The 17,906-nt window shown below is 62.3% G+C and carries 17 protein-coding genes; 9 read left to right on the top strand and 8 right to left on the bottom strand.

Translation table 11 applies throughout. The features are described 5' to 3' along the window. The first annotated feature begins 95 nt into the window (after positions 1 to 95). The 4 genes from K3180_RS11295 (at position 96) to K3180_RS11280 (ending at position 4,361) form a co-directional block, all read left to right on the top strand. Complete coding sequence (locus K3180_RS11295; protein ID WP_221540942.1) at positions 96 to 1,307, top strand: saccharopine dehydrogenase family protein; 1,212 nt, start codon at positions 96 to 98, stop codon at positions 1,305 to 1,307. Between the two features lie 29 nt (positions 1,308 to 1,336). Further along, a complete protein-coding gene (locus K3180_RS11290) occupies positions 1,337 to 1,747 on the top strand; it encodes a GxxExxY protein (RefSeq protein ID WP_221540941.1) in 411 nt (136 codons plus the stop codon). Between the two features lie 45 nt (positions 1,748 to 1,792). Beyond that, positions 1,793 to 2,971, top strand: a complete 1,179-nt coding sequence (locus K3180_RS11285) for a carboxynorspermidine decarboxylase (RefSeq protein ID WP_221540940.1) — start codon at positions 1,793 to 1,795, stop codon at positions 2,969 to 2,971. A 187-nt stretch (positions 2,972 to 3,158) separates the two neighbouring features. Next, entirely contained in the window at positions 3,159 to 4,361 is a 1,203-nt protein-coding gene (locus K3180_RS11280; protein WP_221540939.1) for a type III PLP-dependent enzyme, read from the top strand. A gap of 143 nt (positions 4,362 to 4,504) precedes the next feature. Here K3180_RS11280 and K3180_RS11275 read toward each other — a convergent pair whose 3' ends face one another. The 7 genes from K3180_RS11275 to murI form a co-directional block, all read right to left on the bottom strand. After that, complete coding sequence (locus K3180_RS11275; RefSeq protein WP_221540938.1) at positions 4,505 to 4,885, bottom strand: hypothetical protein; 381 nt, start codon at positions 4,883 to 4,885, stop codon at positions 4,505 to 4,507. Positions 4,886 to 5,143: 258 nt separating this feature from the next. Beyond that, positions 5,144 to 5,917: a hypothetical protein gene (locus tag K3180_RS11270; RefSeq protein WP_221540937.1), complete on the bottom strand. Its 774-nt coding sequence runs from the start codon at positions 5,915 to 5,917 to the stop codon at positions 5,144 to 5,146. Continuing rightward, complete coding sequence (locus K3180_RS11265; RefSeq protein WP_221540936.1) at positions 5,914 to 6,606, bottom strand: nitroreductase; 693 nt, start codon at positions 6,604 to 6,606, stop codon at positions 5,914 to 5,916. The genes K3180_RS11270 and K3180_RS11265 overlap by 4 nt, the downstream gene beginning before the upstream one ends. A 57-nt stretch (positions 6,607 to 6,663) precedes the next feature. Next, positions 6,664 to 7,818, bottom strand: coding sequence for a cell wall hydrolase (locus tag K3180_RS11260; protein WP_345719471.1), 1,155 nt, complete (start codon positions 7,816 to 7,818; stop codon positions 6,664 to 6,666). Positions 7,819 to 7,914: 96 nt separating this feature from the next. Beyond that, the gene (locus K3180_RS11255) at positions 7,915 to 8,193 is read right to left on the bottom strand and encodes a YdeI/OmpD-associated family protein (RefSeq protein WP_221540934.1); all 279 of its coding nucleotides are present in this window, start codon (positions 8,191 to 8,193) and stop codon (positions 7,915 to 7,917) included. A gap of 11 nt (positions 8,194 to 8,204) precedes the next feature. After that, entirely contained in the window at positions 8,205 to 9,425 is a 1,221-nt protein-coding gene (hemA, locus tag K3180_RS11250) for a 5-aminolevulinate synthase (protein ID WP_221540933.1), read from the bottom strand. A gap of 109 nt (positions 9,426 to 9,534) precedes the next feature. Beyond that, entirely contained in the window at positions 9,535 to 10,329 is a 795-nt protein-coding gene (gene murI / locus K3180_RS11245; protein ID WP_221540932.1) for a glutamate racemase, read from the bottom strand. Positions 10,330 to 10,443: 114 nt separating this feature from the next. On the opposite strand from murI, the gene plsY reads away from it, so the two are divergent. From plsY to K3180_RS11220, 5 genes are all read left to right on the top strand, one after another. Beyond that, positions 10,444 to 11,049: a glycerol-3-phosphate 1-O-acyltransferase PlsY gene (gene plsY / locus K3180_RS11240; protein WP_221540931.1), complete on the top strand. Its 606-nt coding sequence runs from the start codon at positions 10,444 to 10,446 to the stop codon at positions 11,047 to 11,049. A gap of 26 nt (positions 11,050 to 11,075) precedes the next feature. Then, a complete protein-coding gene (dprA, locus tag K3180_RS11235) occupies positions 11,076 to 12,164 on the top strand; it encodes a DNA-processing protein DprA (RefSeq protein WP_221540930.1) in 1,089 nt (362 codons plus the stop codon). A gap of 85 nt (positions 12,165 to 12,249) precedes the next feature. After that, entirely contained in the window at positions 12,250 to 13,809 is a 1,560-nt protein-coding gene (locus K3180_RS11230; protein ID WP_221540929.1) for a vWA domain-containing protein, read from the top strand. Between the two features lie 71 nt (positions 13,810 to 13,880). Further along, a complete protein-coding gene (topA, locus tag K3180_RS11225) occupies positions 13,881 to 16,451 on the top strand; it encodes a type I DNA topoisomerase (protein WP_221540928.1) in 2,571 nt (856 codons plus the stop codon). Then, the gene (locus tag K3180_RS11220) at positions 16,451 to 16,633 is read left to right on the top strand and encodes a hypothetical protein (RefSeq protein ID WP_221540927.1); all 183 of its coding nucleotides are present in this window, start codon (positions 16,451 to 16,453) and stop codon (positions 16,631 to 16,633) included. The genes topA and K3180_RS11220 overlap by 1 nt, the downstream gene beginning before the upstream one ends. Positions 16,634 to 16,642: 9 nt before the next feature. On the opposite strand, the gene K3180_RS11215 is transcribed toward K3180_RS11220, so the two are convergent. Beyond that, positions 16,643 to 17,896: an MgtC/SapB family protein gene (locus K3180_RS11215; protein WP_221540926.1), complete on the bottom strand. Its 1,254-nt coding sequence runs from the start codon at positions 17,894 to 17,896 to the stop codon at positions 16,643 to 16,645. Positions 17,897 to 17,906 lie beyond the last annotated feature (10 nt).

The raw sequence follows: 17,906 nt of genomic DNA, 5'->3' as shown, positions 1-17,906 counted from the left end.
CCCGTTAGGAAATGCGGCGAGCGGATCGTTTGGCGTGGCCTGCGCATTTCGCTAGGGGGCGCTAGATTCGCATTTTCAGGAAAGAGGTTTCATCCATGTCGACAGTTCTGGTCATCGGTGCGGGCGGCGTCAGCTCGGTCTGCGTTCACAAGATGGCGATGAACAAGGATATCTTCACCGATATCCATCTCGCCAGCCGCACCAAGTCCAAGTGCGATACGATCGCCGCAAGCGTGAAGGACCGCACCGGCGTCGACGTGGCGACTTACGAGATCGATGCGGAAGAAGTCCCGGCAATGGTGAACCTGATCAAAAAGGTGCAGCCCAGCCTCGTAGTGAACCTGGCTCTTCCGTATCAGGACCTGCCGATCATGGATGCCTGCCTCGAAGCGGGAGTGGATTACCTCGATACGGCGAATTACGAGCCCAAGGACGAGGCCAAGTTCGAATACCACTGGCAGTGGGCCTATCACGACCGGTTCAAGGAAGCCGGATTGATGGCGCTGCTGGGTTCAGGCTTCGATCCGGGCGTGACCAGTGTCTTCACCATGTGGCTGAAGAAGCACAAGCTGAAGAGCATCCGCCAGCTCGATATCCTCGACTGCAACGGCGGCGATCACGGTCAGGCCTTTGCCACCAACTTCAACCCGGAAATCAACATCCGCGAAGTGACCGCGCCTGCACGTCACTGGGAAAACGGCGAGTTCGTCGAAACCCCGGCAATGGGCAAGAAGGTCGAATTCGACTTCGAGGCTGTCGGGCCCAAGAACATGTACATGATGTACCACGAAGAGCTGGAAAGCCTCGCCAAGTTCAACCCGGAGATGGAGCGTGCGCGCTTCTGGATGACCTTCGGCGATGAATACATCAAGCATCTGACCGTGCTGCAGAACGTCGGCATGACGCGGATCGATCCGGTAAGGTATCAGGGCAAGGACATCATCCCGCTGCAGTTCCTCGCCGCCGTACTGCCCAAGCCCGAAACGCTGGGCGAAACGACCAAGGGCAACACCAATATCGGCGTGATCGCCACAGGCGAAGCACTCGACGGATCGGGCGAGAAGACCTTCTACATCAACAATATCTGCAGCCATGAGGCGGCTTACGAGGAAACCGGCAACCAGGCTGTTTCCTACACCACTGGTGTGCCCGCGATGATCGGATCGGCCATGATGGTTACCGGCAAGTGGAGCGGCGACGGCGTCTTCAACATGGAGGAATTCGATCCCGATCCCTTCATGGAGATGCTGAACCAGCATGGCCTGCCTTGGCAGGTGAAGGAACTGGATGGTCCGGTCGCATTTTAATGGAGTCCGGTTCACGCGAAGACGCGAAGATGTTGCGCCCGGACGAGATCGAGCGCACTGCCCGGATCGCCGTCGATTGCGGTTTTCATATTCATGACGATCTCGGACCGGGGCTGCTTGAAAGCGCCTATGAGGCATTAATGGCTGAAGCGCTGCAGCAAGCAGGGCTTGAGGTTCGGCGGCAGGTGTCGGTCCCCTTGCGGTATAAGGGCGTCGTCGTAGACAACGCGTTCAAGATCGATCTTCTGGTGGAAAATCGACTCATTCTCGAACTCAAGTCGGTCGAAAAATTAATGCCGGTTCACGGCAAGCAGGTCCTTACCTATTTGCGACTGACGCATTTGCCACTCGGCTTATTGATGAATTTCGGACAGCCGATGTTTAAGGACGGCCTCAAACGCATCGTCAACAAACATCGCGGTAGCCGTTTCGGAGACTGACCTCTTCGCGTCTTCGCGTGAAATTTATAGGAGCAAGGTCGAACTGTGGAAACTAGAGCTGGCGATCCGGGCGCCTTTGCCCAATTCGACCTGAACCGCGTCGATAGCCCCGCCTTCGTGGTGGATGCGGCGAAACTGCGCGCCAATTGCCAGGTGCTGGCCGAAATCCGGGACGAGGCGGACATCAAGGTTCTGTCCGCACTCAAGGCCTTTTCCATGTGGAGCGCGGCGCCGATCATCGGTGAATACCTGGACGGCGTATGCACATCCGGCCTGTGGGAAGCGCGGCTGGCGAGCGAATACTACGATGGCGAGATCGCCACCTATTCCGCCGCCTACAAGCCCGAGGAACTGGAAGAGGTCTGCCGCCTGTCGGACCATGTCATCTTCAATTCGCCCGGCCAGATGCAACGCGCCGCGCTGATCCTCGAAAATGCGCGAGCGAGTGGGCAGGATTTCGATACGGGCCTGCGCATCAATCCGCAGGTGCCGACCGGCGAGGTGCCGCGTTACGATCCGTCCAGTCCCGGCAGCCGTCTCGGCTTTCCGATCGACCAGCTGACGCCCGAGATCATGGAGCATGTCGAGGGCATCCATTTCCATAATCTGTGCGAGCAGGACCTCGAGCCGCTGCTGAGGACATGGGACCGCGTATTCGACGCGATCGAACCGTGGTTCGGCCAGCTCAAATGGATCAACATGGGCGGCGGCCATCACATCACCCGAGCCGATTACCAGCGCGAGGAGCTGATCGAATTCCTGCGCGATGCGAAGGAAGATACGGGCGCGGAGATCTATCTGGAACCGGGCGAGGCGGTTGCGCTGGATGCAGGTATCCTCGTCGGTACGATCCTTGATACCGGCTTCAATGGAGTGCCCGTCGCAGTCGCGGATATATCCGCCACTTGCCACATGCCCGACGTGATCGAGGCGCCCTATCGCCCGGCGATGCTGGGGGAGGCCAGCGAGCGCGAAATCCCGGAAGTGCGCATCGGCGGCCCTTCCTGCCTCGCCGGCGATGTGATCGGCGATTACCGAATTCCCGGCGGCGCAGAGATTGGCAAGCGCTTCGCTTTCCTCGACCAGGCGCATTATTCGATGGTGAAGACCAACACCTTCAACGGTGTGCAATTGCCGAGCATCTGGATGTGGGACAGCGAAACCGACCAGCTCGAGCTGGTGAAGGAATTCGGCTACGAGACCTTCCGCGACCGGTTGAGCTAGGTGCGTCCCGCCGCAACTCAGGCTCTGTGCGACCCGCGCAAACTTGCGGATATCGAGTCACATATTCACTTGCGTTTCATGACCGACAATTTATATGCGCCGCTCCCGCTGCCCCAAGGGGACTTCCTAACCGCAAGGCAGCTTGTCGTTTCATGGTCCGCCAGGACCGTTTAGGGGGTCCCTTGAGTTGCAGCATTTTCCTGACGCCCGGTCCGTAGTTCGCGCGCTCGCGCCCGACGAACCCATTATCCTCAACCGCCCGCATGCCGCGGCGCGCGCTGCCCGTTTCTTCGTCGAGAAGTTTCCGGGCAAGTCGCTCTATGCGGTGAAGGCCAATCCCTCGCCGGAGCTCGTGCAGATCCTCTGGGATAACGGCGTGACGCATTACGACGTCGCTTCGATCGCCGAAGTGCGCATGGTGCGTTCGGTGCTGCCCGAGGCGACGCTGTGTTTCATGCATCCGGTCAAATCGCCCGGCGCGATCCGCGAGGCCTATTTCCAGCATGGCGTGAAGACCTTCAGCCTCGATTCGAGCGAGGAGCTGGCGAAGATAGTCGACGCCACCCGCGCAGAGGACGGCAGCGAGGCAACCGACCTGCGCCTCTGCGTGCGCCTGCGCGTATCGTCGGAACACGCGGCGTTGAGCCTTGCCAGCAAGTTCGGCTGCGATCTCACCGAGGGACCGGCGCTGCTGCAGGAAAGCCGCCAGTATGCGGACTGGCTCGGTGTGTGCTTCCATGTCGGCAGCCAGGCGATGAGCCCGTTCGCTTATGTGCAGGCTCTGGACCGTACCCGTGCGGCCATTGCCGAGGCATCGGTGGTCATCGACATGATCGACGTGGGCGGGGGCTTCCCCAGCGTCTATCCGGGCATGGAGCCGCCGCCGCTGGAAGATTACTTCAAGATTATCCACCAGCACTTCTACGCGCTGCCGATCGCCTATAACGCCGAGCTGTGGTGTGAACCGGGCCGTGCGCTGTGCGCCGAGTACAGTAGCCTCGTGGTAAAGGTGGAGAAGCGCCGCGGCGAGGAGCTCTATATCAATGACGGCGCCTATGGCGCGCTGTTCGATGCGGCGCATGTGGACTGGAAATTCCCCGTTCGCGCGCTGGAAGACGATCTGATCAAGCCGGAAATGGACTTCGCCTTCTACGGCCCAACCTGCGACGATGCCGATTACATGCCCGGCCCCTTCGCGCTGCCTGAAGATATCCAAGCGGGTGATTATGTCGAAATCGGCATGCTCGGCGCTTACGGTGCGGCGATGAAAACCGATTTCAACGGCTTTGGCGCTGCGGAACGGATCATCGTGACGGACGAGCCGATGGCGAGCCTTTACGATGGCAGCCGCATGCGCCCGGCAGCGGACAATGTGGTGAGCCTGCGCTGAGCCCCGGCTCACCAGCACTTCCTATCCGATATTGAAACGAAAGCGGCCCGCACATTTCTGCGCGGGCCGCTAGCCGGTGAGAGGTCCGGCCGGGACGCCTGTTGGGGAGGGGGAGAGAGGCGTCCCTATTGGTTGCCGGTAGCTCAGTTGGTTTCCGGCTTATCGTCACCTTCTTCGCTATCTTCCTTCTTGTGCGCCGAATGATCCATCCTGGTATGGTCGACCGTGGTGGTGGTCTTGCCATCCGCGTCCGTGGTCCGGTCGATTGTCGTGCTATTGCCGGATGGCGTTTCGACCGACTGCATGGAATCGATCTCGGTCTCGACCTCTCCCATATCCGTTGTGGCGGTGGTGGTGGTCGTTTCGCGTGTGACTACCGCGCCTTCGCCATTGGCCGCGGGCGTGGCCGTGGTGGTTTCCGTCTCGATGCTGGTTTCCGCCGGGGGTGTTTCCTGCGCCGCCGCAGATACGCCGTGTAGTGCCATGAAAGAGCCGCTGGCGACCAAGAGAATGTTCTTCTTCATTTCTACTCTCCGCTTGCTGCCGGGAGGGGGATTTCCGGGCAATGGGGAGGGTCGCCTCGCGTTCCGCGCATGAATTTTGAATTAATGCAAAATGCGCTCGTCGCATGGAGAAAACCGCTGGCGGTCGGGCCGTTTTTGGGCGGCTGCGAGCGGAAAAATTATTTCGGTCGTGTGCAGTCCAGGCTCACGCCAAAGCTGCTGCCTATTGGCGAGGCCAAGCGACTCGTAAGGCCCGTATGCGAACCCTGCTGATCGACCTCAGCTGTGCCGGGTGCGATGCTTTTCGAGCACCGGAGCTACCCGTCCCAGCGCTTCGCCGATCAGATCGGGGAGTTTCTTCCGATCAAGCGGAAGTACCGCATTGTGTGCGGCAGCGATGCGGCGGGCTTCGGCCCATTCGATCCCCAGGTTGATCGCCCACTCGCGAAATTCGTCCGCCGCTCCGCTTCGCGGATGCAATGCCTTGGCAAGCGTGGGGTGGAACCCGAAGCGCCTGGTGAAGGGAAGCAGCGAAAGCGGAAAGCCCTTGCGCAGATAGACGAAGGTATCGTCGACATGGATCGTCCCGCTCGCCCGGTGAAAGGCAAGGATGGAGGAGAAATGCACGCTGTCGTCTTCGCAAACCAGCGGCACTCCGGCGGGCACGGAAAAATCGAAATCTGCCGAATATTTCTGCGCAAGTTCGTCCTGCTCGCAGCGGGTGTCGGACCACGGCAGGTCGGGAAGAACTTCATGGTGCCGGGCAGTACCGTAGAGAACCGCGTTCGGGAAAGCCTCATGCATCCATTCGCAGTGGACCGTGTGAAAGGGGTGCAGGTTGAGGATCGCCTCGACCTTGGCCCCGCCATCGGTCAGCGCGTCGACCTGCGCACGGATTTCGTCATCGAGAGGATAGCTGTCGAGAAAGACGAAATTCCCGGATGCGAGCCGGACGAGCGCACATTGCGTACCGATATCGAACAGCCCGCCGATGCGGAAACTTCCGCGTACGGACCAGAAGCCATCGCCGAAATCGATCAGTCTATCGCTCATTCAAACCCCACGAATCGCACTGCCTCGTCGACATTCTTGCGCTTGCTGACAACGGCATTGGCAGGAAAGCTCTCGTCCGGCCAGCCCATGGCGACGGCTTTCATGATTACCTGGTCGTCGGAGATCCCGGCATGTTCGCGGACGACGGGGCTTTGCATGATGCCCTGGCTGTTGATCACACAGCCAAGCCCGCGGGACCAGGCGGCGTTGACGAGCGAGGTCGTGACCGCTCCGCAATCGAATGCAGTATCATCGCTCCCGGAAAGTTCGCGGTCATAGGTGACGATTACGCAGACCGGTGCATCGAACTGCCGGAAGCCGCGCAGCACCCAGTCCTGACGGGCCTCCTTGTCGTCACGCGCAATTCCCATCGCTTCGAAGAGCTGTTTGGCGACACCGATCTGCCGTTCGCGGTGCACGCCGGCAAAGGGCTCGCCCCGGCGAAATTCGCGGCTGTCCGGCTCGCCTGCAAGTATCCGTTCGGTATTGCCCTTGCGGATACGGTCTAGCGGCTCGCCGGTGATGACGTGGAAATGCCAGGGCTGCGTATTCATGGAAGTGGGCGAGCGCATGGCGAGCGCAAGAACTTCCTCGATCAATTCGCGCGGGACGGGTTTGTCCAGATAGCCGCGAATGCTGCGGCGGCTTCGCACTATTTCGTCATAGGGTTGGTCAGGGCTGCCGCTCATAGTCTCTCCTCGATTTGAGGGAGGGATTAGCGCAGCCGGTTACCCCGGTAAAATCCGTTACGGCCTCGCGTTCGGCAGGCAGGTGCCGCTGCCGGGCGCAGTGAACATACGGCAATCGAAGAACACTGCTTCGCTTCCACCGGCGCCCCCTGCCATGAAGCTGAATCGCAGCGTGCGCCGGGCCTCCTCTGCCAGCGGGAGCCTGGATGGAATGTTGGCGGCATCGGTCCATCCCTGCACCCGGCAATACCCTTCGCCCGAACAAAGCTGGCGCGCGCGAGCGACAAGTTCGGACGGGGCATCGGTGGGCGAGATCAGCACGAAATGGACGCCCGCTCCCGGCGAAGGCGAAGCTTCTGCATCAGCGTCAGCCGCAGGCGTTTCCGCTACCTGTTCCTGCATGATGCTGCGCACTGCGGTGCCGCTTTCGAGCAGGGTGGGGAGAGGATTGGCTGCGGCCACCGCCTCGGCGGTCGCGCGCAGTGCCATCGGGTCTGGCTCGCCGCCGCTATACCGGGCGGAAAGCGCGCGCGCCGTCCCCCAGAACCCGCGCCAGCGGAAGAAGATGTGCGAGCCGACCTGGGCCACCTTGTCGAGCTCGTCGCTCCACCAGGGATACACATAGTCTGCGTGGAAATGGGTGCTGTTGCCGACCGGCGGATAGGTCGCACCGCCAAGCATTTCTTCCGCCCGGCGGCGCGATGCCTCCCACAGCTTGTCGCTATATCTGCGTGCAAGGGAGCCATCGCACGTGAAGCTGAACTGGCAACCGGTCGGGCGCTGCGATCCTTCGAAGACTACGCCGCATACCGAATTGGAAAAGGCCGGGTGGCGCACACGGTTGAGGATGACCTGCATGACCGCGCGCTGGTTGCCGTCGCCGCCACCGGCCTCCGCCATGCCGGCCAGCGCAAGGCAGTCGCGCGCGCGGAGCCTGTCTGCGGAGGAGCCATGAAAGGCGAAGGGGCGCGGATTGCCGGGTCCGACGGCAGCGAATTCTATCACCGCGTTGCGGGCCCGGGCCTCGTCCGGGGAAAGCCGGGAGAGAATGACGGTATCGTCCGCGGCGGCCGGAAGATCGTCGGTGGCCGGCAAAGTCTCATCCGTTGAGGCTTCGGCGAGACGCGAGTCAGTTATTTGAGATGCCGCCGTGTCCTTCGGTCCCCCGATTGCAGCCAGAGATATGAACACGGCGAGAAGGATGGCACTCACACCATAGAGAGGTCCGTTATTGCTGGAGAGGAAGGACGGCTGCAGTCGCATCGGACGTATTTAGGAAGCCGACAGGCACAAAACAGATGCCCTGCCTCAGGCATCTACCCACTTGCGGGCGGATTCGCGCCTGTGCGGACATCCCGGCCAGCAACAGGGGCGCTTTTTACCGTCGAGGACTTCTTCGTGGAGCCGAACTCGTCGTTTCTCGCGGGTGGCCTCCTGCTTGGCCGAGATTGCCCAGCAAATCCATTCGTTGCGGGCCAGCGGCGTCAGGGCCTGCCACTTTTCGGAAAGCGCCTGGTCCGATTCGAGCAGGGCCTTGATTTCATGCGGTGTGTCATGGCGAAAATCAGGATCGGCTGCCTTTGCCATCTCTTCCGCGCCTATGCCGCCCGGGCGAGTTCCAGTTCCATCCGATCCCAGATTTCGACCAGCGCGGCGACCAGTTCGTCCATCATGGTTTCGGTATGGGAAGGCCCGGGGGTGAAACGCAGGCGTTCGGTGCCGCGCGGCACGGTGGGGAAATTGATCGGCTGCACGTAGACGCCGTATTCGGCGAGCAGAATATCGCTGATCTTCTTGGCGCGGACCGGATCGCCCACCATCAGCGGGACGATGTGCGTGACCGAATTCATGACCGGCAAGCCGGCATCACGCATCTTGCCTTTCAGCAATGCGGCCGCCGCCTGCTGCGCGTCCCGTTCTTCGGAAGAACTCTTGAGGTGCTTCACCGCGGCGAGCACGCCCGCGACCAGCACGGGGCTGAGCGAAGTGGTGAAAATGAAGCCGGGCGCATAGCTGCGGATGCAGTCGATCACGCGCGTATCGGCTGCGATGTAACCGCCCATCACGCCGAACGCCTTGCCCAGCGTGCCTTCGATGATGTCGATCCGGTGCGCCGCTTCGTCACGTTCCGAAATGCCGCCCCCGCGCTTGCCGTACATGCCGACCGCGTGAACTTCGTCGACATAGGTCAGCGCATTGTATTTTTCCGCGAGGTCGCAGATCGCGTGGATCGGGGCGACGTCGCCATCCATCGAATAGACGCTCTCGAACGCGATCAGCTTGGGCGTGTCGGCATCCTCGGCCTCGAGCAGCTGTTCGAGATGCTCGAGATCGTTGTGACGGAAGACGCGCTTCTCGCAGCCCGAATTGCGGATGCCGGCGATCATGCTGGCGTGGTTCAACTCGTCGGAAAAGATCACGCAGCCGGGCAGCAGCTTCGCTAGAGTCGAGAGCGTTGCATCGTTCGAGACATAGCCGCTGGTGAACAGCAGCGCGCCGTCCTTCCCGTGAAGGTCGGCCAGTTCGCGTTCCAGCTCGACATGGAAGTGGGTGTTGCCGCCGATATTACGCGTGCCGCCTGAACCCGCGCCCACATCGTGCAGGGCGGCTTCCATCGCCTCGATAACCTTGGGATGCTGGCCCATGGCGAGATAGTCGTTGGAACACCAGACGGTGATCGGCTTCGGGCCATTATGGCCGTGGAAGCAGCGCGCATTGGGATAGGCACCCTTGTTGCGCATGATGTCGATGAACACGCGGTAGCGGCCCTCCGCATGGAGCCGTCCGATCGCTTCGTCGAAAATCTGGTCGTAGTTCACGCGGGATTACCCGTCACAGCGCCGCCCGTCTGCGGCAAAATATGGCGCTGCACATAGGCAAACGCGCCGGGCTTTGCCACCGCGATCTTTGCGAACGACTCGCAAATCCTCAGAACTTTTCGAGGATATCGATTCCATAGTTCGCAAAGGCCCGGTCGAGCTTCTCGAAGTCTGCCAGTTCACCGGTGGTCACGGCGAAATCGGGCTTTGCGCGGGCGAACTCCTGACCCTTCGTCAAGAAGGCGATCCGCTGCGCAATTCCCTGCGCGCCATGGACGAAGGTGATGTCCTTGCCCATCGCCTCGCGCAGTTCGGGTTCGAGCAAGGGGAAATGGGTGCAGGCAAGCACGACGGTGTCCAGTTCGCGCCCGCCGGGCTGGAGAACCAGAGCCTTCACCTCGTCCGCAACGGCACCGATGCTGACCTCTTCGCCGCGCAGTTTGGCCTCCGCGATCGCGACGAGGCCGTTGGCACCATGCCGCAACAGACGCTTGCCCGAGGCAAACTCCTGCTCGAGCTTGTCGACATAGGCCTGACGCATGGTCGCTTCCGTGCCGAGCAGGCCGAATGTGCCGGTGCGCGTGATGCTTGCCGCCGGCTTGATCGCAGGCACGGTGCCGACGATCGGCGTTTCCAGCACCTCGCGCACCATTCCGAGCGCAATGGTCGAGGCGGTGTTGCAGGCGATGCAGATCAGGCGCGGATGGTAACGCTCGGCCATACGCCCGAGCAGGCCGGCGACGCGTGCGGCGACCTCGGCCTCGCTCTTCGCACCATAGGGAAGCCCGGCGATGTCGGCCGCATAGATTACCGGTGCTGCGGGCAGGAGCTTGCGCAGTTCGCCAAGGACCGTGAGTCCGCCGACGCCGGAATCGAACAGCAGGATAGGGGAATTTTTGTCCAAAGCTTCGAATCCGTTCGGGCTGAGCTCTTCGAAGCCCTGCTTTTTCTTCCAAAACGGTCTTAAAAGGAAGTACGGCCCTTCGACAAGCTCAGGGCGAACGGTTAGGGAAAAGAAATGGATATCGGGACCGATTTTAGCATCAACATGCTCTGGGCCGCTCTGCTAGGCTATGCTTTTGGCTCGATACCCTTCGGCCTGATCCTCGCGAAACTCGCGGGCAAGGGCGACATCCGCCAGCAGGGCAGCGGCAATATCGGTGCGACCAATGTGCTGCGAACGGGGAGTAAGGGGCTGGCTGCGGCGACCTTGTTGCTCGACCTCGCGAAAGGCCTGGTTCCGGTTCTGCTCGCCTATCGATATTTTCCGCAGGAAGTGGGCTTTGCGGCGCTCTTCGCGGTGATCGGGCACTGCTTCCCGGTGTGGCTCGGCTTCAAGGGCGGGAAGGGCGTGGCGACCAATGCCGGGGTATGTTTCGGGCTCGCCTGGCAGCTGGGTGCGATTTATGCGGTAGTCTGGATCGCCGTCCTGGCGATCACGCGGATAAGCTCGCTGGCGGGGATGGCCGCGGTCGTCGCCGCTACAGTCGCTGCGGTGATATTCGGCTGGACCGCCTTGTCGGGATTTCTCGCGATTATCGCCGTGCTGGTAATCTGGCTGCACCGCGAGAATATCAAACGTCTGGCTGCTGGCACCGAACCCAAGGTCGGCTCGAAAGGGTGAACGAGGTCTGCCATCCTTCTCCTGCAATGTTGACGCAGGAAGAGGCTTTTGCCCGCATTCGCCTGCTGCGTTCGCCCAATATCGGGCCGGTCAGCTATTCCATGCTGCTGGCGCGATTTGGCACGGCGGCAGAAGCGCTGGCCGCGTTGCCCGATCTGGGTGGGCGGGGCGGAAAGCAATATCGTGCAGCGCCAGCCGACCGGATCGAGCGCGAAGTCGAGGCCGTCCGGAGGGCAGGCGCGAAATATCTCTTCCACGACCAGCCCGATTATCCGCGCCTGCTGGGCGAAATGGACGGCTCGCCGCCGATACTGACATGGCGGGGAGACATCTCGCTTGCGTCGAAGCCCTGCGTGGCCATGGTCGGCGCGCGCAACGCCAGCGCTGCCGCCGTCAAACTGGCGCGCGATTTCGCCAAGGGTCTTTCGCAATCGGGGTTCACCGTTGTATCCGGCCTTGCACGCGGGATCGACGGCGCGGCCCACGAAGGTGCTTTTCCGCAGACCACCGGGGTGATCGCCAGCGGAATCGACATCGCCTATCCACCGCAGCACTCCGAGCTTCAGGAGCGGATCGCGCAGGAAGGTCTGCTGCTGGCGGAACAGCCGCCGGGGACCGAGCCGCGCGGCAGCCACTTCCCCAGCCGCAACCGCATCATCGCGGGACTGGCGGCAGGTACGCTGGTGGTCGAGGCCGCAGTCAAGTCGGGCAGCCTGATCACCGCGCGGCTGGCAGGCGAGGCGGGCAGGGAGGTGATGGCGATCCCCGGCAGCCCGCTGGAGGCGCGCAGCCATGGCTGTAATCACCTCATTCGTGAGGGCGCGGTCCTGGTTCAATCGCCCGAAGACGTCACCGAACTGCTATCGGGTTTCGAAGGTGCGCCGCGCTCGACGTTCCGTGAGCCCGTTTCCCCATTCGAGTATACGCCCGAGGATCTGGCCGACGTAGAACCTGCGGACATTGCCAGCCTCCTGACCACGGCACCAGTCTATGTTGACGAACTCGTGCGCCAGTCGGGGCAAGGGGCCGCTGCGGTGCAGCTAGCACTGCTGGAACTCGAAATCGCAGGGCGTTTGGAGCGTCATGCTGCCGGGAAGGTCAGCCTGTCATCCTGACATTTGCCGCTCGTCAGCAACGGTTCATCTTCCCTACGCATTGTTATGTGACAGAATATCACGAGGTCTGCCGGGGAGAGTCGAGATGAAGAAGCTAATAGCCGGAGCCTGTTGCCTGTCCCTGCTGGCGCCGGGACCCGCAATATTGCAGGCGCAGAATAGCACGACGCCTATCACCGCATCATCGGTCCGTACCTATTGTCACACCCCTGCACCGCTACCCGAACTGGGCCGGGAAGCCGTCGTCAATCAGCAGCAGCCGCGCCGCACTCCGCCCCCACCGGCCATGGCTGTCGCTCCTACAGCCGATGTTGCAACGGAAGGTGCCGTACCGAGCGCGCCTCCGCCTCCGCCACCACCCCCACCGCCGCCTCCTGCCTCCGCTGGCGAGCGTGATGGAACCAGCGTCGTGGTCACCGGCAGCCGCATCGAGCGCGAGGAAGGGGCTGCCGCATCGGACGTCAGCCGTTCCATGCCCGGCTACCCGCCGCCCCCCTATCCCCCGCGTCCGCCGCAGCCGCGTCCGCAAAGCGGGTTGCTGACGGCGGGCGAACACGACGACCTCCTCAACCCCGAACTTTACGCCGATTACGTCCGCAAATCCGATCTCGGCCAGCGGGTGCAGGCACTGCCGGTGCTCGACACATCGCGCATCCTGCGGGTCGAAGCGCGCGATAGCCGCGGCCGGGCCGTTCCCTTCATGCCGATCGAGCTGCGCTGCGAGGATGGCAATTCGATCATCCTCAATTCGGTCGCCGATGGCAGCGCGGTGTTCTTCCCCGGCCTCGACCGGTTGAGCAATACAGTCTGGGTGCGGGCAGGCGGCAGCGAGTGGCGCATGCTGCGCGTTGCCGATGCCCCGGGCGCGCAGAGCGTCACGATCCGCAGCGACGATGCCGCCACACCAGTGCGCCAGCTCGACCTTGCGCTGGTGGTCGACGTGACGGGCTCGATGAGCGACGAGCTTCGCTTCCTGCAAGCGGAACTGCGCTCGATCATCGACTCGCTCGAAGCGCGGCACAGGGACATCGATATCCGCGTCGCCTTCAGCTTCTACCGCGACGAGGGGGACGATTTCGTCACCCAGACTTTCGACTTCGACAGCGATATCGCACGGGCGCAGACCCGGCTTGCCGCCCAGCATGCCAATGGCGGCGGAGATTACGAAGAAGCGATGCAGGATGCACTCGTCCGCGCCGCGCAGCTCGAATGGCGCGGAGATGCAGTGAAGTCGCTGCTGCTGGTCGGCGATGCACCGCCGCACGACGAGGATATCCCGCTGACTTGGCTCGCTGCCGAGCACCTGCGGGCGGAGCGCGTGCACGTGGTCCCGGTCGGTGCTTCCGGCGTGGCCGATGTGGCCGAATACGTCATGCGGGCGATGGCCGCGGCCACCCAGTCGCGTTACACCTTCCTTACAGACGACAGCGGGATCGGCAATCCGCATGCCGAGCCGGCAATCGATTGCTACCTCGTCACCCGGCTCGACCAGTTGCTGCGCCGCGTGATCGACAGCCAGATCTCCGGCCGCCGCATCGAACCGGAAAAGAACGAGGTTATCCGCGCGGTGGGACAATATGATGCAGGCAAGTGCATCCTGCCGCCCGATTTCGCACGCCGGTCGAAAGCGAACGAAGATGCTTGACGCTGTGTGAGGCCGATCCCCATTTTCGCGCGTATACGCACGTACACACGTAAGGGATTGCCTCACACCTCATGCAACTGGTCATCGTAGAATCGCCGGCAAAGGCGAAGACAATCGAGAAATACCTCGGCAAGGACTTCAAGGTCCTCGCCTCATACGGTCACGTCCGCGACCTGCCGCCCAAGGACGGCAGCGTTCGCCCGGACGAGGACTTCGCGATGGACTGGGAGCTCTATCGGGACAAGCAGAGCCGCTTCAAGGAAATCGCCGACAACGCCAAGAAGGCGGACCGGCTGGTTCTCGCGACCGACCCTGATCGCGAGGGCGAAGCGATCAGCTGGCACGTTCGCGAGCTGTTGCAGAAGCGCAAGGCCCTGCCTGCGAAGGTCGACCGCGTGACTTTCAACGCGATTACGAAGCAAGCGGTTACCGATGCGATGAAGGCCCCGCGCGAGCTCGACCAGGACCTGATCGATGCCTACCTCGCCCGCCGCGCGCTGGACTACCTTTATGGCTTCACCCTCTCGCCGGTACTCTGGCGCCGCCTTCCGGGTGCGAAGAGTGCGGGCCGCGTGCAGTCGGTCGCGCTGCGCCTGATCGTCGACCGCGAGATCGAGATCGAGCATTTCCGGGCCGACGAATACTGGTCGGTCCTTGCAAAGCTGGAGCAGGACGGGACCGAGTTTGATGCCCGGCTGGTCAAGTTCGACGGCAAGAAGCTGCAGAAGCTGACGCTGGGCGACGAAGGCAGCGCCAAGGCGGCGAAGAAGGCGGTCGAGGATTCGCGCTTCATCGTCGAGGAGATCGAAACCAAGCCGCTGAAACGCAGCCCCGCGCCGCCGTTCACCACCTCGACCCTGCAGCAGGAAGCATCGCGCAAGCTCGGCTATTCGGCCAGCCACACGATGCGTCTGGCGCAGTCGCTCTACGAGGCCGGACACATAACCTACATGCGTACCGACGGCGTGCAGATGGACGGCAGCGCGATCGATGCCTGCCGCAAGGCAATCGCAGATCGCTACGATGCCTATTACCTTCCCGACAAGCCGCGGTTCTACGCCACCAAGGCGAAAAACGCGCAGGAGGCCCACGAGGCAATCCGTCCGACTGATTTCAAACGCGACCGCGCGGGATCGGGGGATGAGGGCAAGCTCTACGACCTTATCTTCAAACGTGCGATGGCCAGCCAGATGGCTTCCGCCAATCTCGAACGCACCACGATCACCCTTCGCGACGGCACGGGCAAGCACGAGCTGCGCGCGACTGGTCAGGTGGTGAAATTCCCGGGCTATTTCGCGGTCTATCAGGAAGGCCGGGACGAACCCTCGGAAGATGACGAGGACGGTCTGCTGCCGAATGTGAGCAAGGGCGACAGCCCGCTCAAGAAATCGGTCGAGGCGAACCAGCATTTCACCCAGCCGCCGCCGCGTTTCAGCGAGGCCAGCCTTGTGAAACGGCTGGAGGAACTCGGCATCGGTCGTCCATCGACCTATGCCTCCACCCTCCAGACCCTGCGCGATCGAAACTATGTCCGGATGGAGAAAAACCGTTTCTTTGCAGAAGAATCGGGGCGTCTTCTCACGGCGTTTCTCGAACGGTTCTTCGAAAGATACGTGTCCTTCGATTTTACCGCCGGGATGGAGGGCGAACTCGATACCGTCTCCGATGGGCGCGAGGAATGGAAGAAGCTGCTCGCCGATTTCTGGCGCGACTTCAAACCCAAGACCGAAGAGGTGATGGAGAAAAAGCCTTCGGAAGTAACCGAGGTGCTGGACGAGTTTCTATCCGACTATCTTTTCCCCGAACGCGCCGACGGCAAGGATCCGCGCCATTGTCCGCTGTGCGAAACGGAGGGTCGCGAAGGCGGACGGCTGGCGCTGCGCGGAGGCCGCTACGGTGCGTTCGTCGCCTGTGCCAACTATCCCGAATGCAAGTTCACCCGCCAATTCGCCAAGCCCGGCAGCGATGGGGACGATGGCGCGAACGATGGCGCGATGGGCGAGGATCCGGAAACAGGCCTGCCGGTCGAGCGCAAGACGGGCCGTTTCGGCCCATATATCCAACTGGGCGAGGGTAAGGATGCCAAGCGCGCCAGCATTCCAAAGGATATCGACGACTTCGATCTCGAATGGGCGCTCAAGCTGCTCAGCCTGCCGCGCATCGTCGGCATGCATCCGGAAACGGGTAAGGAGATCGAGGCGAATATCGGCCGATACGGCCCCTATCTTCGCCATGATGGCAAATATGCCAAGCTGACCAGCACCCGCGATGTGTTCGACACCGGCATGAACGCCGCCGTTTCGCTGCTGGCCGAAGCGGCCAACCGCAAGGGCGGCGGACGCGGCAAGGCCGAACCGATCAAGACGCTGGGCGAACATCCGACCAGCGGCGGCGAGATCAAGGTGATGCCGGGGCGCTATGGCCCCTATGTTACCGACGGCACCACCAATGCCACGATCCCCAAGGACGTGAAGCCTGAAGACGTGACCGAGGCACAGGCCATCGAACTCATCGATGCCCGCGCAGCCAAGGGTCCGGCGAAGAAAAAGGCCAAGAAGAAGGCGGCGCCGAAGAAGAAGACCGCTGCGAAGAAGAAAGCTCCGGCCAAGAAGAAGGCCCCGGCGAAAAAGGACGCGGACTGATGGCGAAGGAGCGTTTCGAGCGCCACAAGCAACCTTGGAAATCCGAAGAGGCCGGCCAACTCCGCACGCTGGCCGGCAAGGGCAAGGGCCTCAAGGAAATCGCCAAGGCCATCGGCCGCAGCGAGGAATCGACCAAGGACTTCGCCAAGAAAAACAAGATCGAGATTATGAAGAAGCGGTAAGTGGCGGGGTTAGAGCCGGGCGTAGCCAATCACGACGCTCGCTGCCAAAGCCACCATGCTGGCTCCTAGCGCCAAGGCGGCCGGGCGGGCCTCGCGCTTCCCATAGGCGAGCGTCACGCCCAGTTTGACAGCCATATTAGCGAGGATCGTGCCCGCGATGGCCAGTGCTGCGAGGCCGGGTGCGATTGTGCCCGGTTCCAGCCCGCCTGCGGTAACGATTGCCGCATCGACGTCCATGCTGCCCATCAGCAGCAGGAGCACGGCGATGCCCTGCTCCCCGAATTCGCCCTGCGCCCAGCGCGCCGCGACGGCGGCGGTCGCCACGAAAATTACGAAGGTGAGCGCCGGCACCAATGCGATGGGATTGCCCGGCGGTGCGGGGCCGGTCGTTGAAGGAGCCTTGCGATAGAGCCACCAGGCCGCGGCAAAGCCGACGATCAGCGCTGGTGCGACGACGATCACGAAATGGGGGAGAAGGCTCGTCGCGAGGACCGCGACAAGCACGACGACCCGTAGATACATCACTGCGCTTGCCAAGGCGATTCCTGCGTTCTCTGCTCCGCCCCCGTTACCCACACCGATTTTCTGGGCGAAGGAATGGGTGACGGCTGTCGAACTGTAGGCCCCACCGATCACGGCGGTCGCGATCGTTCCGTGGCGAGCACCGAACAGGCGGTTGGCGACATAGCCGGCGAAGGAGAAGCCCGTGACGATGACTACCACGAGCCACAGATTGCGCGGCTCCCAGGCGTCGTATGGACCGAAGCGGCCCTCGGGCAGAAATGGAAACACCGCGAGCGCAATGACCGCATAGCGCGCAAAAGCCTTGATATCGTCTTCGTCCAACGCCCCGACCCAGCGATGCACCTCGTTGCGCAGCGCGAGGAGTAGCGTGACCACTGCTCCTCCTGCCACGGCCAGCATCGCCTCGCCCGACCCGGCAATGAAGCCGAAGCCCATAGTCACCATCGCGGCAATTGCCGATGTGGCATCGGGCCGGCCGTTGGCGCTAACCGCACGGGAATAGCCGATCGCCACTATCGCCGCGGCTCCGGCGACGAGCACACCCGCGACGATTTCATAACCCGAGAGTGCAAGCCGACCGGAGAGGCCGGCGGTGACTGCAAGCAGGGTAAAGGTCCGGATACCCGCAACTCGCTGGCCATCCTGGGCTCCGCGCAGCTTCCAGCCACGTTCCAGACCGATCATCAGACCGACGGCAAGTGCCGCGCCAAGATGGCTCAGGGTGTCTGACCAACCCATCGCCGCTAAA

Origin of the sequence: Qipengyuania huizhouensis, assembly GCF_019711635.1 — a bacterium.
GTDB classification, from domain to species: domain Bacteria; phylum Pseudomonadota; class Alphaproteobacteria; order Sphingomonadales; family Sphingomonadaceae; genus Qipengyuania; species Qipengyuania huizhouensis.
The sequence above is the reverse complement of the archived record's forward strand: the minus strand, read 5'-3'. Positions and strand labels throughout refer to the sequence as shown.

What these genes read in the sequence shown, in the direction of transcription:
- plsY (WP_221540931.1), top strand. Translation starts at nt 10,444, where the DNA reads ATGGATATCGGGACCGATTTTAGCATCAACATGCTCTGGGCCGCTCTG.
- K3180_RS11270 (WP_221540937.1), bottom strand. Translation starts at nt 5,917, where the DNA reads ATGAGCGATAGACTGATCGATTTCGGCGATGGCTTCTGGTCCGTACGC.
- dprA (WP_221540930.1), top strand. Translation starts at nt 11,076, where the DNA reads ATGTTGACGCAGGAAGAGGCTTTTGCCCGCATTCGCCTGCTGCGTTCG.
- K3180_RS11295 (WP_221540942.1), top strand. Translation starts at nt 96, where the DNA reads ATGTCGACAGTTCTGGTCATCGGTGCGGGCGGCGTCAGCTCGGTCTGC.
- K3180_RS11215 (WP_221540926.1), bottom strand. Translation starts at nt 17,896, where the DNA reads ATGGGTTGGTCAGACACCCTGAGCCATCTTGGCGCGGCACTTGCCGTC.
- topA (WP_221540928.1), top strand. Translation starts at nt 13,881, where the DNA reads ATGCAACTGGTCATCGTAGAATCGCCGGCAAAGGCGAAGACAATCGAG.
- K3180_RS11265 (WP_221540936.1), bottom strand. Translation starts at nt 6,606, where the DNA reads ATGAGCGGCAGCCCTGACCAACCCTATGACGAAATAGTGCGAAGCCGC.
- K3180_RS11220 (WP_221540927.1), top strand. Translation starts at nt 16,451, where the DNA reads ATGGCGAAGGAGCGTTTCGAGCGCCACAAGCAACCTTGGAAATCCGAA.
- K3180_RS11230 (WP_221540929.1), top strand. Translation starts at nt 12,250, where the DNA reads ATGAAGAAGCTAATAGCCGGAGCCTGTTGCCTGTCCCTGCTGGCGCCG.
- K3180_RS11255 (WP_221540934.1), bottom strand. Translation starts at nt 8,193, where the DNA reads ATGGCAAAGGCAGCCGATCCTGATTTTCGCCATGACACACCGCATGAA.
- K3180_RS11290 (WP_221540941.1), top strand. Translation starts at nt 1,337, where the DNA reads ATGTTGCGCCCGGACGAGATCGAGCGCACTGCCCGGATCGCCGTCGAT.
- K3180_RS11275 (WP_221540938.1), bottom strand. Translation starts at nt 4,885, where the DNA reads ATGAAGAAGAACATTCTCTTGGTCGCCAGCGGCTCTTTCATGGCACTA.